General features: G+C 75.3%; 14 protein-coding genes. 7 read left to right on the top strand and 7 right to left on the bottom strand.

What is annotated here, in order from left to right:
* Positions 1–7: 7 nt before the first annotated feature.
* Positions 8–3,406: an AfsR/SARP family transcriptional regulator gene (locus tag OG335_RS26540; RefSeq protein WP_405013630.1), complete on the bottom strand. Its 3,399-nt coding sequence runs from the start codon at positions 3,404–3,406 to the stop codon at positions 8–10.
* Between the two features lie 182 nt (positions 3,407–3,588).
* Here OG335_RS26540 and OG335_RS26535 point away from each other — a divergent pair, with 182 nt between their 5' ends.
* Complete coding sequence (locus OG335_RS26535; RefSeq protein ID WP_405013629.1) at positions 3,589–4,398, top strand: site-2 protease family protein; 810 nt, start codon at positions 3,589–3,591, stop codon at positions 4,396–4,398.
* Positions 4,399–4,455: 57 nt separating this feature from the next.
* Here OG335_RS26535 and OG335_RS26530 read toward each other — a convergent pair whose 3' ends face one another.
* Complete coding sequence (locus tag OG335_RS26530; RefSeq protein WP_405013628.1) at positions 4,456–4,647, bottom strand: hypothetical protein; 192 nt, start codon at positions 4,645–4,647, stop codon at positions 4,456–4,458.
* 86 nt (positions 4,648–4,733) lie between these two features.
* Positions 4,734–5,444, bottom strand: coding sequence for an NADPH-dependent F420 reductase (npdG, locus tag OG335_RS26525; RefSeq protein ID WP_405013627.1), 711 nt, complete (start codon positions 5,442–5,444; stop codon positions 4,734–4,736).
* Positions 5,445–5,491: 47 nt separating this feature from the next.
* Here npdG and OG335_RS26520 point away from each other — a divergent pair, with 47 nt between their 5' ends.
* Together OG335_RS26520 and OG335_RS26515 are read left to right on the top strand one after the other, a co-directional pair.
* Entirely contained in the window at positions 5,492–6,079 is a 588-nt protein-coding gene (locus tag OG335_RS26520) for a hypothetical protein (RefSeq protein ID WP_405013626.1), read from the top strand.
* A gap of 64 nt (positions 6,080–6,143) precedes the next feature.
* Positions 6,144–7,496: an MFS transporter gene (locus OG335_RS26515; protein WP_405013625.1), complete on the top strand. Its 1,353-nt coding sequence runs from the start codon at positions 6,144–6,146 to the stop codon at positions 7,494–7,496.
* 62 nt (positions 7,497–7,558) lie between these two features.
* Here the strand turns inward: OG335_RS26515 and OG335_RS26510 are convergent, their stop codons facing one another.
* Positions 7,559–7,795: a hypothetical protein gene (locus OG335_RS26510; RefSeq protein WP_405013624.1), complete on the bottom strand. Its 237-nt coding sequence runs from the start codon at positions 7,793–7,795 to the stop codon at positions 7,559–7,561.
* 104 nt (positions 7,796–7,899) lie between these two features.
* On the opposite strand from OG335_RS26510, the gene map reads away from it, so the two are divergent.
* On the top strand, positions 7,900–8,745 hold the full coding sequence (gene map / locus OG335_RS26505) for a type I methionyl aminopeptidase (RefSeq protein ID WP_405013623.1): 846 nt from the start codon (positions 7,900–7,902) through the stop codon (positions 8,743–8,745).
* Between the two features lie 43 nt (positions 8,746–8,788).
* On the opposite strand, the gene OG335_RS26500 is transcribed toward map, so the two are convergent.
* The gene (locus tag OG335_RS26500) at positions 8,789–9,487 is read right to left on the bottom strand and encodes a bifunctional DNA primase/polymerase (protein WP_405013622.1); all 699 of its coding nucleotides are present in this window, start codon (positions 9,485–9,487) and stop codon (positions 8,789–8,791) included.
* 395 nt (positions 9,488–9,882) lie between these two features.
* Between OG335_RS26500 and OG335_RS26495 the strand changes: the two genes are divergently transcribed.
* Positions 9,883–10,095 carry a hypothetical protein gene (locus OG335_RS26495; protein WP_405013621.1) on the top strand — a complete coding sequence of 71 codons (213 nt, stop codon included), beginning with the start codon at positions 9,883–9,885 and terminating at the stop codon, positions 10,093–10,095.
* Positions 10,096–10,182: 87 nt separating this feature from the next.
* Here the strand turns inward: OG335_RS26495 and OG335_RS26490 are convergent, their stop codons facing one another.
* Positions 10,183–10,821, bottom strand: coding sequence for a PadR family transcriptional regulator (locus tag OG335_RS26490; RefSeq protein WP_405013620.1), 639 nt, complete (start codon positions 10,819–10,821; stop codon positions 10,183–10,185).
* Between the two features lie 261 nt (positions 10,822–11,082).
* Here OG335_RS26490 and OG335_RS26485 point away from each other — a divergent pair, with 261 nt between their 5' ends.
* Both OG335_RS26485 and OG335_RS26480 read left to right on the top strand, forming a co-directional pair.
* Positions 11,083–11,481 carry an ACT domain-containing protein gene (locus OG335_RS26485; RefSeq protein ID WP_405013619.1) on the top strand — a complete coding sequence of 133 codons (399 nt, stop codon included), beginning with the start codon at positions 11,083–11,085 and terminating at the stop codon, positions 11,479–11,481.
* Positions 11,482–11,674: 193 nt separating this feature from the next.
* Positions 11,675–12,706 (top strand): serine hydrolase domain-containing protein, encoded by a 1,032-nt coding sequence (locus tag OG335_RS26480; RefSeq protein WP_405013618.1) that lies wholly within the window; start codon positions 11,675–11,677, stop codon positions 12,704–12,706.
* A 52-nt stretch (positions 12,707–12,758) separates the two neighbouring features.
* Here the strand turns inward: OG335_RS26480 and OG335_RS26475 are convergent, their stop codons facing one another.
* On the bottom strand, positions 12,759–13,700 hold the full coding sequence (locus tag OG335_RS26475; RefSeq protein WP_405013617.1) for an esterase/lipase family protein: 942 nt from the start codon (positions 13,698–13,700) through the stop codon (positions 12,759–12,761).
* Between the last annotated feature and the right edge of the window lie 104 nt (positions 13,701–13,804).

The raw sequence follows: 13,804 nt of genomic DNA, 5'->3' as shown, positions 1-13,804 counted from the left end.
CGGGGGCTCAGAGACTCCCGAGACCGTCGAGCAGGGCGGCCGCCTCCGCGAGGGAGAGGCGGCCGCCCTCCTCGCGCGCCGCGCGGAGCCCGTCCGCACCGAGCAGTTCCTCCAGCCGCCCGACCAGCCGCTCACGCTCCACCCGCTCCATGTGCGAGCCCATCGACCCGTGCAGCACGTCGGCGGCGCCGACCAGGACCCCGGCGCGGTACGCCGCCACGGGCAGCGCCTGCTGCTCCGCGAGGGCCAGCACCACGCCCGCGGCGGGCATCAGGAGCATCGCGGCCATGTGCTCGACGAAGACGGTGGCGCCGCCGGGCGAGGCGGTCATCCGCCGGCGCCCGCCGATCATCAGCTCCAGGCCGCGCCCGGCGTCGCCGGCCCGCGCCACGACCCAGCCCCGTATGCAGGCCACGACGCCGAAGAACACGTCCGGCACGATCGGCCCCAACGTGCTCTGGGTGAGCAGGAGTTCGTCCAGCTCGCGCAACGCCGCGGCGTGGTCGCCCTGGCGGACCCGCAGGTTGCACAGCACCAGTCGGCCGTACATCGTGGCGCCGTCCGCCGCGTGGTTGCCGCTCGCCCGGACCTCCTCCAGGGCGGCGAGCACCATCCGCTCGCCCTCGACCGGATCGATCCCGAACAGCGTCTCGCCGAGCCGCACCTGGAGCAGCGGCACCTCCTGCGAGGCCCCCAGCTCCTCGGCGATGCCGATGGCCTGGCGGTAGGCGGCGGCGGCGCGCCGGTCGTCGCCCTGCTTGGCCGCGTTCTCCGCCTGCGCCGACAGCGCCTCGGACATGCCCCAGAGGTCGCCGGCCGCGGTGAAGAGCTCCAGCGCCTCGGCGCTGTCCGCGACGGCCTGGTCGAGGCCGCCGACCAGGTCGTTGAGCAGCCGGGCGCGCAGTTGCAGGGCGAAGGCGAGGTCGATCGGCCGTCCGTGGCGGCGGGCGCCCGCCACGGCGTCGTCCATCAGGCCCGTCATCCGGTCGAACTCCCCGGTGAGGAACGCGCCGAACACCCGCAGCAGCACCGGGAAGCGGTACGACTGCGGCAGGTCCGGCGTGTACGTCTCCAGCACCCGCCGGCTGATCCGCATCGCCTCGTGGTCGCCGAGCATCGCCATGTTGCCGGTGAACATCGCCACCAGCCGGTGCAGCTGCACCTGCCGGCGGGCCTCGGCGAGCATCGCGGGCGCCAGCGGCGGCGGGGCGTCCAGCGGGCCCGCCAGCAGCGGCTGCGGCGGCTCCGCGTCGTCCGCGTACGCGTCGGGGCCGAGCGCGGTCACCGCCTCGAACCAGCTGTGCGCCTCGCGGCGGTAGTCGCGCAGCGACCAGAACCAGCTCATGCCGAGGGCCAGGAGCAGCGCCTCCTCCTCGTCGGCGCGGTCGACGGCGGTGCGCAGCGCGGCGCGGATGTTCTCCTGGTCGCGGTCGAGCACGGAGAGCCAGTGCAGCTGCGCGGGGCCGTGCAGGCTGAGCTCGGCGGCGCGCACCAGCTCGCGGAAGCAGCGGACGTGGCGCTGCCGGGCGGCGGCTTCGTCCTCGGCGGCCTCGGAGAGCCGTTCGGCCGCGTACTCGTGGATGGTCTCCAGCATCGCGTAGCGGGGCCCGCCGTCGAGGTCGGCGACCACGAGGGACTTGTCGACGAGGGAGAGCAGCAGGTCGGCGACGTCCTCGCGGTGCACCTCGGCGCCGTCGGCGACGACGTCCTCGGCGGCCTCCAGGGTGCAGCCGCCGGCGAAGACGGAGAGCCGCCGCAGCACGGCGCGCTCCCGCCGGCCGAGCAGGTCCCAGCTCCAGTCGACGACGGCCCGCAGGGTCTGCTGGCGGGGCAGCAGCGTGCGGGAGCCCGCGGTGAGCAGGGCGAACCGGCCGTCGAGGCGGTCGGCGAGCTGGCGGGGCGTCAGGCCGCGCAGCCGGGCGGCGGCGAGCTCGATGGCGAGCGGCAGGCCGTCGAGGCGGCGGCAGATCTCCGCGCAGGCCTCCGGGTCGTCCGCGGGGTCGAAGCCGGGCCGGGCCGCGGCGCCGCGCTCGGCGAGCAGCCGCAGGGCGGCCGGGTCGGGCAGCGGTTCGACGGGCAGCACGGCCTCGCCGGGCACGCCGAGCGGTTCGCGGCTGGTGGCGAGGACGGTCAGGCCGGGGCACTCGGCGAGCAGCCGGTCGGCGAGGTCGGCGGCGGCCTGGATCAGGTGCTCGCAGTTGTCGAGGACGAGGAGCATCCGGCGGCCGGCGCAGTGTTCGACGAGCCGGAACACGGGGTCGCCGCGGCGGCCGTCGATGGCCTCGGCGACGGCGCTGCTGCCGGTGTGCAGCACGGTCTCGCGCAGGCCGAGGGCCGCGACGACCGCCTCGGGCACGGCCTCGGCGTCCTCCAGCGGGGCGAGTTCGGCCATCCAGACGCCGTCCGGCCAGGCGCCGTCGGCGAGCTGGACCCGACCGGCCTCCAGGGAGAGCCTGGTCTTGCCGGAGCCGCCGGGGCCGGTGAGCGTGGTGAGCCGGCCCGCGGCGAGGGCGCGGCCGACGGAGGCGAGGTCGGTGTCCCGGCCGACGAAACTGGTGAGGCGGGGCCGGAGGTTGCCGACGGGTGCCGGACGGGTCGGCGGCCTCGCCTCCACGGCGCGGGGTGCGGGTACGGCTTCCGGCGCGGGGTCCGCGGCGGGGCCGGGCCGGGCGGCCGCTGGGGCGGGGGCGTCGCCCGCGGCGAGCAGCCCGGCGTGCAGGGCGCGCAGCTCCGGTCCGGGGTCGGTGCCGAGCCGGTCGGCGAGGGCGCGGCGCAGCCGGTCGTAGCGCTGGAGCGCCTCGGCGGTGCGGCCCTCGGCCTGCAGGGCGCGCAGGAGCAGTGCGTGCAGGGGTTCGTCGAGGGGTTCGCCCGCGCAGAGTTCGGCGAGTTCGGCGGTGAGGTCCGCGGCGCGGCCGAGGGCGAGGTCGGCGGTGATCCGGTGCCGGCGGGCCTCGTCGCGCTGGGCCTCCAGGCGGACGGCCGCGCCGGCCCGGTCGGGGAGGTCGGCGAGGGCCGGGCCGCGCCACAGGGCGAGGGCGGCGCGCAGCAGGTCGGCGGCCTCGCGGGGGTCCCCGGCGGCGAGGGCGCGGCGGCCGTCCGCGGCGAGGCGCTGGAAGTCGCCGGCGTCGGTGCCGCCGCCGGCCAGCCAGTAGCCGGACGGGCCGGAGCCCACCTCGTCGCGGCCGACGGTGCGGCGCAGCCGTCCGACGAGGGTCTGGAGGGCGGCGGAGGCGTCCTGCGGCGGGTCGTCACCCCAGACCTCGTCCACCAGCAGGTCCGCCGGGACGGGCCGGCCCTGCCGGAGGGCCAGGGCGGCGAGCAGGGCACGCAGCCGGGCGCCGCCGAGCGGCACCGGGGTGCCGTCGTCGTGGTGGGCCGTGGTGGTTCCGAGGATGCCGTAGTGCACGGCCCCATTCTGGTCGACGGCGGGGCGGGCGGGCGCCCGGGTGCCGGTGGCCGTCCGGCGGGGGCCGCGGAACCGGGGGCGCGTGCCGTGCGTTCACCGGGGACGGCTTGTCCCCGCCTCGCGGCGCGGGGCATGATCGGTCCCCCTGTCCGCACCCCGGCCGATTTCGGAGCGCCGCCACCATGACCTTCGCCGACACGCAGCGCCGCAGCGAGGAGAACCGGATCAGTCCGGTGTTCTGGGTGCTGCTCGCGACCCTGGCCACCTCGGCGTGGGCGGTGGTGAGCGGCTACGGGAGCGCGCGGTTCGGCGTGTTCCTGTTCGTGGTGTCGGGCTGGATGGTCTCGCTGTGCCTGCACGAGTACGCGCACGCGCGGACGGCGATGCACAGCGGCGACATCACGATCGGCGCCAAGGGCTATCTGACGCTCAACCCGTTCAAGTACGCGCACGCGCTGCTGAGCTTCGTGCTGCCGGTGATCTTCGTGATCATGGGCGGCATCGGTCTGCCCGGCGGCGCGGTCTACATCGAGCGGCACCGCATCCGAGGGCGGCTGAAGCACAGCCTGATCTCGGCGGCCGGGCCGCTGGTGAACGTGCTGTTCGGGGTGGCCCTGCTGGTGCTGGTGAGCTCCGGGGCCTTCGACGACCAGGACCGGCCCGCGGTGCTCGACGGCCAGCAGCTGACCGTCTCGGCCTTCCCGGCGGCACTCGGCTTCCTGGCGTTCCTGCAGGTCAGCGCGTCCCTGCTGAACCTGCTGCCGATCCCGGGCCTGGACGGCTACGGCATCGTCGAGCCGTGGCTGTCGCCGAAGACCCGCCGGTCGATCGAGCCGTTCGCGCCGTACGGGATGCTCGCGGTGTTCGTGGTCTTCTGGCAGACGTCGGTCGGCCAGTGGTTCTCCGACCTGGTGTTCTCGATCATCCGCCTGTTCGGCGTCTCCGAGGCGTACCCGGTGGTCGGCCACTACCTCTTCCGCTTCTGGCAGTGAGACCCGTCCTCCGGCGGTGAGGCCCGTCCGGGGCCCGGCGTCCGCGGCCGCGGGGCGTTACGGCTGCCGGGCCGCCGCCGCGGCGCGCTCCAGGCGCTCCCTGCGGATGTAGTACCAGGCCATGTTCGAGGACAGGCCGGCGAGCAGCACCCAGATCACGCCGAACCAGTTGCCCTGCACGAAGGAGACGACGGCGGCCGTCACCGCGAGCACGAGGACGATCGAGGCGAAGAGGGCGTTGCGGGGCATGGTGGAACTCCTAGGGCCGGCTGCGGTCGCCACCCATTGTCACCGACCGGCCCCCGTGCCCGGGTACGGGGGCCGGTCGCGGGCCGTCAGACGTCGGTGACGCGGAGCCCGGCGTGCGCCTTGTAGCGGCGGTTGACCGAGATCAGGTTGGCGACCAGCGACTCCACCTGGTGGGCGTTGCGGAGCCGTCCGGCGAAGATGCCGCGCATGCCGGGGATCCGCCCGGCGAGGGCCTGCACGGCGTCGGTGGCGGCCCGGTCGTCGCCGAGCACCATCACGTCGGTGTCGATCTCCTCGACCGCCGTGTCCTGCAGCAGCACCGCCGACAGGTGGTGGAAGGCCGCGGTGACGCGGGAGTCGGGCAGCAGGGCGGCGGCCTGCTGGGCGGCGCTGCCCTCCTCGGGCTTCAGGGCGTACGCCCCCTGCTTGTCGAAGCCCAGCGGGTTCACGCAGTCCACGACGATCTTGCCGGCGAGCTCCTCGCGCAGGGCGGCGAGGGTGTCGGCGTGGCCCTCCCAGGGCACCGCGACGATCACGATGTCGCTCTCCCGGGCGCAGGCCGCGTTGTCGGCGCCGCGCACGCCGAGGCCCAGCTGCTCCGCCGCGGCCTCCGCGCGCTCGGCGGTGCGGGAGCCGATCACCACCTGCTGGCCGGCCCTGGCCAGCCGGTAGGCCAGGCCGCGGCCCTGGTCGCCGGTGCCGCCGAGCACGCCGACGACGAGCGCGGACACGTCGAGCGGGGCGGGGGGCGCGGTGGCCGCAGTGGCGGCCGGATTCACCGATTCGGGTTGCGTCATGCCGAAGATCCTCCCAAAGGCGGGGCCGCTGCTCCATTCTGTCCCGCATGGACGCGGTGAGACTTTCCGCACTGAGCGCGTCACTGGCCGGCACCGGCCTGCTGGACGTCACCCGGGCCTTCGGCGGCGCACTGCGCCGCTCGGTCACCCGGCGCTCCGCCACGGGCCTGCTGCTCGTCGGCACCGAGGCGTACGAGCCCTGGCACCTGGCCGCCCACCTGGACGAGGAGTCGATCGCCTGCGGGGTGGGCGCGCTCGCCCCGCTGCTGGTCAGGCACCGGGTGCCGCCCGGTGCGCCCGCCCACCTCGCGTCCGGGCTGCACCGGCTGCACGAGGCCCGGCGCGGCGAGACGGTGCTGGTGGTGGCGCCCGACTCGGCCGGCGAGGGCCTCCTGGAACGGGTGCACGACGCCCGGCGCGGCGGGGCGACGGTGCTCGCGCTCGACTCCGGCGACCCGGAGCTCGGCTCGCTCGCGCACGAGCGGCTGGCGGTGCCGGTGGCGGGCGAGGGCCCGTTCGACCTGGTGCAACACCTGGTCGGCGCGGCGGCCACGGCACCGCCGTCCGGGGGGATGCGCAGCCGGCTGGCCCGGCTCGCGGGGCAGCTCACGGCACCCCCGGTGCTGCACTGGTGAGCGGTGGGGCCGCGCCGTAAATTCGCTTGCCCGGCCCCGGCCGGGCGACCGATGATGGCCCGTCGTGACCTCCGAACCACCGCAAACCCGGTCGGACCAACCGCCCGGCCTTCTCCGCGGCCTGCTGCCCGACACCACCCCCTGGCGGGCCTCCCGCGAGTTCCGCCTGCTGTGGGCGTCGGGGTGCGTGAGCAGCCTGGGCAGCTTCCTGACGTACGTGGCCGTGCCGCTGCAGGTGAAGGACCTCACCGGCTCCTCGTTCGCGGTCGGCCTGGTCGGGGCGTTCGAACTGGTGCCGCTGATCGTCTTCGGGCTGTGGGGCGGCGCCCTCGCCGACGCGCTCGACCGCCGCCGGCTGGTGCTGTTCTCCGAGGGCGCGCTCGGGCTGCTCACCGGCCTGCTGCTGATCAACGCCCTGCTGCCGCACCCGGTGCTGTGGCCGGTCTACGCGGTGGCCGCGCTGGTCGCCGCCGTCGACGGCCTGCAGCGGCCCGCCCTGGACTCGCTGACCCCGCGGATCGTGCCGCACGAGCAGCTGACCGCCGCGTTCGCCCTGAACTCCCTCTACCGCAACGTCGGCTCGGTGGCCGGCCCGGCCCTGGCCGGGGTGATCGTGGCGCTCGCCGGGGTGCAGACCGCGTACGCCCTGGACGTCGTGAGCTTCGCGGCCTCGCTGCTGCTGCTCGCCCGGATCCGGGCGGTGCCGCCGCCGACCGGCGCGGAACGGCCGTCGGTGCGCGCGATCGCCACCGGCCTGCGCTACGCCTGGAGCCGCAAGGACCTGCTCGGCACCTACGCGATCGACGTCTGCGCGATGCTGTTCGCCTTCCCGGTGGCGGTGTTCCCCTTCCTCGCGGCGGACCTGCACGCCGGGTGGGCGCTCGGCCTGCTGTACGGCGCGCCCGCGGCCGGTGCGCTGCTCGTCTCCGCCACCGGCGGCTGGACCTCCCGCATCCACCGGCACGGCCGGATGCTGGTCGCCGCGGCCCTCGGCTGGGGCGCCGCGGTGACCGTCGCCGGCCTGGTGGGCGACATCTGGCTCGTCCTGGCGTGCCTGGCGGCGGCCGGCGCCGCCGACCAGATCAGCGGGACCGCCCGGGCCACCCTGTGGAACCAGTCGATCCCGGACGAGCTGCGCGGCCGCCTGGCCGGCGTCGAGTTGCTCAGCTACTCGGTGGGCCCGCAGCTGGGTCAGGTGCGGGCCGGCGGCACGGCCGCCCTGATCGGGGTGCGCGGCTCGGTGTGGGCGGGCGGCGCGGCCTGCGTGCTCGGGGTGGCGGCGCTGGCCGTGGCCCTGCCCGCCCTGCTCGCCTACGACGCCCGGACGGACCCGCACACCGCGGCCGTCCGGGAGGCCGCGGAGCGCGCCGCGCGGCTCCGGGCCGCCGACGGCGCGGGTCAGCCGGCGGCCGCCTGACGCCGGGTCGGTCGCCTGACGCCGGGTCGGCGGGGCCGACCAGGGCCGACGGGTCGACCGGGTCAGCCCCGGCCGCCCTCCGCGGGCGGGTTGCCGTCCTGCCAGCGCGGGTCGTTCTGCCACTCGCGGTTGCGCTCGGCGGCGGTGTCCAGTGCGGCGGCGGCCTCGCCCGGTGTGGCGTACGGGCCCAGACGGTCCTTGGCCGGACACTCGGGGCCCTCCTCGACCTTGGCGTGCTTGATGCAGTAGAACCACTCGCCGGGCTTGCCGGTGGGCTTGCGCCCGAATCCCAGTGCCATGGGGTGCTCCCGTCGTTCGTCGGTCGTCCTGGAAAGATCCTTTCCCGACACCCGGACCGTACACACGACCGGACGGCCGGGCGGCGGCGACTAGAATCGCGGCCATGGCTCTCGTACCCGGCACGCAGTCCCCCACCCGCAAGGTCCCCGCGCACATCGCGCGTCCGGAGTACGTGGGCCGGCCCGCGCCGACGCCGTACACCGGCCCCGAGGTGCAGACCGCGGAGACCGTGGAGAAGATGCGGATCGCCGGGCGGATCGCCGCGCAGGCGATGGAGGAGGCGGCGAAGCTGATCGCCCCGGGCGTCACCACCGACGAGCTCGACGCCGTCGCGCACGCCTACATGTGCGACCACGGCGCGTACCCGTCGGACCTCGGCTACCGGGGCTTCCCCAAGTCGATCTGCACCTCCGTCAACGAGGTGATCTGCCACGGCATCCCGGACTCGACGGTCCTTCAGGACGGCGACATCGTCAACATCGACGCCACCGCGTACATCCACGGCGTGCACGGCGACCTCAACGCCACCTACCTGTGCGGCGACGTCGACGAGGAGTCGAAGCTGCTGGTGGAGCGCACCCGTGAGGCGCTCGCCCGGTCGATCAAGGCGGTCAAGCCGGGCCGCCGGGTCAACGTCATCGGCCGGGTCATCGAGTCGTACGCCAAGCGGTTCGGCTACGGCGTCGTCCGCGACTTCACCGGCCACGGCATCAACACGTCGTTCCACTCCGGGCTGATCATCCCGCACTACGACAACGAGCACGCCACCGAGGTCATCAAGCCCGGCATGACGTTCACCATCGAGCCGATGCTGACCCTGGGCGGCTACGACTACGACATCTGGGAGGACGGCTGGACGGTCGTCACCAAGGACCGGAAGCGGACCGCCCAGTTCGAGCACACCCTCGTCGTCACCGCGGACGGCGCGGAGATCCTCACGCTGCCGTGACCGCACCCCGCCCCGCCCTCGGGCGGGGCGGGGCACGCGGGTCCTAGCCGATCAGCCACTGCTCCTCGGCGACCGCGCCGACCTCGGTGCAGGCGTCGGTGAGCACGTCCAGCACGCGCAGCGGGTCGGGCAGCGGGTGCTCGGGGCCGCGCAGCCAGCACACCTCGGAGCCGTCCGGCAGCGCGGCCGGGGGCAGCAGCGTGTACGAGCCGCGGCAGTGCCAGCGCAGGCCGGGGTGTTCGGACATGGTGTCCGGGGTGGAGTCGAGGGCGCTCGTCCACCACTCGTCCTCGTCGACGGGCGTGCCGCGGGTGGCGGTGAAGAAGAGGTAGCGGTCCTCGCCGACCGCGGCGACCGGGCCGGTCACGCCGAGCCCGTCGAGCCGCTCCAGGGCGAGGCGTCCGGCCGCGGCCGGCACGTCCAGCACGTCGTGCGCGCGGCCGGTCGCCGTGACGAAGTTCGCCTGCGGGTCGCGCGCGAGCCAGCGTTCGAGCTGCTCCGCGTCGGTGGTGGCCTGGGTCTGCCAGGCGAAGGAGACGGGGTGCCGGGCCGGCGCCGGACAGCCGACCCGGTCGCAGGAGCACCGGTGGCCCGCGGGATGCGCCGCGGGCGCGAGCGGGAATCCGGCGCGCACGGCGCCCAGCAGCAGATCCAGCCTCGCAGCCGCTCCCCCACCCGTGACCGTGCGGTCCTGCCGCGGCTCACGCCGCCACCAGGTGGTCCACCTGCTGCTGGCTTCCATCGGGCCCCTTCCGCTCTGCCGTGACCTGACGTGCCTGGTGCGGCACGCCGATCGGCCTGACATCCGACGCAACACCCGGCGCCGCCCGCTGCTTCCCGGTGCGCCGTCCGTCACGTCCGCCGTGGGCCGGAACCGGGATCGCCGGCCGACCGACGCCCCGGGCACAGCACGGAGTTCGCGGCCGGCGACTCGCGGCCGGACGCACCGGCGTGCGCCGTGACCGGCCCGGACGGACCCGCGGACCCGGGTCGACCCGAGGGCGTACAGAGCAGGATAAGGGTGCGGACGACCCCGGAATGACCGGGGCCGGTGCCACGCCGGTCACAACGGCTCCACACCGCCTCTGCCGGATGCGCACGCCCGGCCGCGGCCGGCCGCCGCGTACGCTGGTGGGCGTGAAGAGCGCGGAGACCGAATTCCTCGGCGGCCCCCTGGACGGCAGGGTGCTGCCCGTCATGCTGGGGGTCTTCCACAGCGTGCCCAAGGTGTACCGCGTGCCGGTGCCCGGCTACCACGACACTCCCCCGGTGACCCTGGTCTACCGTCGCACCAAGGTGCCCGGCAGCAGGGGCTGGCGCTGGTGCTACGCGTACGACGAGCAGGCGTGACGCGGCCCCGCCGACCCTGATCGGGGTCGGCGGGGCCCGCTCCCGCCGCGGGGCCCGCTCCTGCCGGGAGCCGCCCGACGGGGACCGTCAGACCTGCTCGTCGGCGAGGATCAGGTAGAGCTTGCGCTTCGCCTCGTTGAGGACGGCGAGGCCCTTGGCGCGCTGCTCGGCGGTGCCGGTCGTCACGACCTGCCGGATCGCGTGGTCGACCGCGGCCATCGCCGCGCCCGCCTCCTGGACGGCCTCCCAGTCGACGCCGCGACCGGCGTCCTCCCACGGGGACTCCGCACCCGCGTCGGCCTCGGCGCGACCGGCGTCCGTCAGCTCGAACAGCTTCTTGCCCGAGGACTCCTGAGCCACGATCAGCCCCTCCTCCTCCAGCATCTGGAGGTTCGGGTAGACCGAGCCCGGGCTGGGCCGCCAGGCACCGCCCGTCCGCTCACCGATCTCGGTGATCATCTCGTAGCCGTGCATCGGCCGCTCCTTGAGCAGCGCGAGCAGCGAGGCACGGACGTCACCGCGCCGCGCCCGGCCGCCGCGGCGACCGCCGCCCGGCCCCCAGCCGCCGCCCGGTCCGCGGCCGCCGTGGCCGGGGAACCCCGGTCCGCCGAAGCCGCGCCCGAACGGGCCCGGACCGCCGGGGCCCGGCGGCACTCCCGGCAGGCCGGGCGGCCCGAAGGCGAAACGCCCCTCGAAGCCGTCCCCGGGCATCCCGCCGCCGGACATCCCGCCACCGGGCCGACGCTCTCCCCTGAATCGCATTCCCTGGCGCATCTGCGCACCACCTCTCGTCTGTGACACCTCTTTCCGAAGCATCTCGATATCTCGACGATATATCGGTGACTGTCGCTCGTCAACGCCTTCCGACTGCCGCACGGCCGACCGCGCCCCGCGGGCCACGGACCCGGCCACGGCCACGCGGCGCCGGGCGCCCGGCGCCGCGCGCTGATCCGCCGCGAACGGTCGGACACGCCCTACGGTGGACGCATGGCCGCCGAACGAGACCTCAGCGCACTGCTCGGCGGGCTGCGGCCCGTGCTCAACCCGGGCCGGTACGTGTACTGCACGCTGCCCACCCGGGTACCGCCCGGGCTGCGCCCGGTGGTGACCGTCGCGGAGGCCGAGGGCGTCACCGTGGTGGTGCAGCAGCCGGAGGCGGACGAGCTCGGGCTGCGCTACGAGTACGTCGCGGCCTGGATCACGCTGCGGATCCACTCGGCGCTGGAGGCCGTCGGCCTCACCGCGGCCGTGGCGACCGAACTCGCCGACCACGGCATCAGCTGCAACGTCGCCGCGGGCTTCCACCACGACCACCTGTTCGTGCCGGCCGGCGACGCCGAACGGGCCGTCCGGGTGCTGGAGGAACTGTCGGCCCGGCAGGGCTGAGCGGCACGCCCCCGCCGGCCGGTCCGACCGCCGGTCCGACCGCCGACCCGTCCCTTCGGGGGCGGGCCGAGGCGCTCCGGACCGGTCCGGCGGCCCGGAGGCGCTCTGGCCGCGCGACCCGGGCGCGGGCGACAATCCGGGAGTACCGCACCGTTCGACCGGCTCCACTCCACCGGTTTACGGAGGGACGCACGTGACCACCACCACGCCCTGGGCCCCCGCGGCAGCCGCCGCACTGGCCGACGCCCTCGACCACGCCGTACGGGAGCGCGGGGTGCCCGGCGGGGTGCTCGTGCTCGGCGACACCCGCGCCGGGCCCGCCGCGGACCGGTCGGTCGCCGCCCGCGGCGCCGTCGCCCCCGAGTGCGGGCCCGCCGCGCCGGACGAGCACACCCGGTACGACCTCGCCTCGCTCACCAAGATCACCGCCACCTGGGCGCTGACCGGCCGGGCGATCGCCGCGGGGCTGCTCGACCTCGACACCCCGCTCGGCGAGCGGTTCCCGGAGCTGCCCGTCCCCGGCGCCCTGCTCACCGTGCGCGGCCTGCTGTCGCACAGTGCGGGCCTCCAGCCGGAGACCCGGCTCGACCGGTACCTCCACCTCGACCGGCCGCTCGCCGAACTCCTCTGCGCGGAGCGGCTCGTCGCCACCCCGGGCAGTGAACACCGCTACATCAACCGGGGGTTCGTGCTGCTCGGGCTCCTGCTGGAGGCCGCGCACAGGCAGCCGCTGGACCGTCTCGCGGACGAGATGTGGCGCGAAACCGGCATGTACGAGACGGAGTTCGGCCCGGTGCAGCGCTCACCCACGGTGGCCCCGACCGAGCAGCGGCTGCGCGGAGCGCCCCGCACCTGGGGCATTCCGCACGACCCGAACGCCGCCCTGCTGAACGGTGTCGCCGGCCACGCCGGGGTCTTCTCCACCGCGGCCGACCTCGCCGTCTTCGCCGAGCACCTGCTGACCGGCGACGACCCCTGGCTCGCGGCCAGCCTGCACCCGCAGATCGCCTCCGACCCGGGCCGCAGCCGCGGCCTGGCCTGGCTCGTCACCGACACCGGCGTCGCCTACCACCACGGCTACACGGGCACCAGCCTCTTCCTCTCCCCGGCCACCGGGCGGTACGTCGTGCTGCTCACCAACGCGGTCTACCACGGCTTCAGCAGCAGCCGGCTCACCCCGCTGCGCGACCTCGCGCTCGCCGAGCTCGCCGGCCCCCGGACGTGACCGTGCGGGGCACCCGGTGCGCCGGGTGCCCCGCACGGTCGTGCCCGCGCCGTCAGCCGCAGCCCACCCAGGTGGCGTGGGCCGGGTCGAGGGCGTTCACGACGTGGTGCAGCGCGGTCGGATCGACCGCGATCAGCACGTGTTCGGCCAGGTCGACCAGGCAGCTGTCCTGCACGGTGATGTTGTCGACCCCCTGACCGGCGAGGCGCTGCGTGCGGTACGGCGTCACCACCTCGTCGAGCACGGTGGAGATGACGGTGTAGCGCACCCCGGGCACGGTGTCCGGCACCGAGGCCAGCTTCCGGTTGAACGCCGAGTCGACCACCTGGTCCCGGCAGGCCGGGCAGGCGTCGTAGATCAGGTCGGCGACGCCGGGCAGGTACGGGGCGAGGTTGGCGATGCCGGAGAGCGTGGTGCCGTGGTTGGACGGCGCGAGGCCGATCAGCTTGTCCACCTTGGCGGCGCCGCCGAGGAACTTCACGTAGTAGTTCGGGAGCATGCCGCCCTGCGAGTGGCCGACGATGTCGACCTTCGCCGCGCCGGTGTACGTCCGCACCAGGTCGACGAAGCGGCCGAGTTGTGCGGCCGACTCCGCGGCCGGGCCGAGTCCTCCGATCGGCAGCAGCAGGCCGCTGCCGGAGGAGGTGATGCCGGGCACCGTGCCGTAGTCGAGGGCGAAGACGCAGTAGCCCAGGCTCTTCAGCAGCGGGGAGAGCACCAGCCAGTTCTCGTACCGGTTGGCGAAGGTGCCGTGCACCAGGACGACCGGGTTGGGGTGCGCGGCGCCCGGCCGGCAGTTCCAGTCGTTGGCGCCGGGCGGGGAGGCCACGGTGTCACCGTCGGGTGGGGCCGAGGCGGTGGCCGTGCTCGCCGCCGCGAGGGCGGTGGGGGTTCCGCCGGTCAGTACGGCGGCTGCCAGCAGCGCCGCGCCGAGGGCGCCGACGAGCTTGCGTCGCAGGGGTTTTGCGGCAGAGCGGAGAAGTGGGGTTCTCAACTGTTGCCTCCACACCAGAAGTTTGTTACCAACAGGTAACCGGGAGTGCCTCCATGATGGGGCCGCCGCCACGGACCGACCCTTGGGCGTATCCCAGACCTGGA

It is taken from the genome of Kitasatospora sp. NBC_01539 (assembly GCF_045040525.1).
Classification (GTDB): Bacteria; Actinomycetota; Actinomycetes; order Streptomycetales; family Streptomycetaceae; genus Kitasatospora.
The sequence above is the reverse complement of the archived record's forward strand: the minus strand, read 5'-3'. Positions and strand labels throughout refer to the sequence as shown.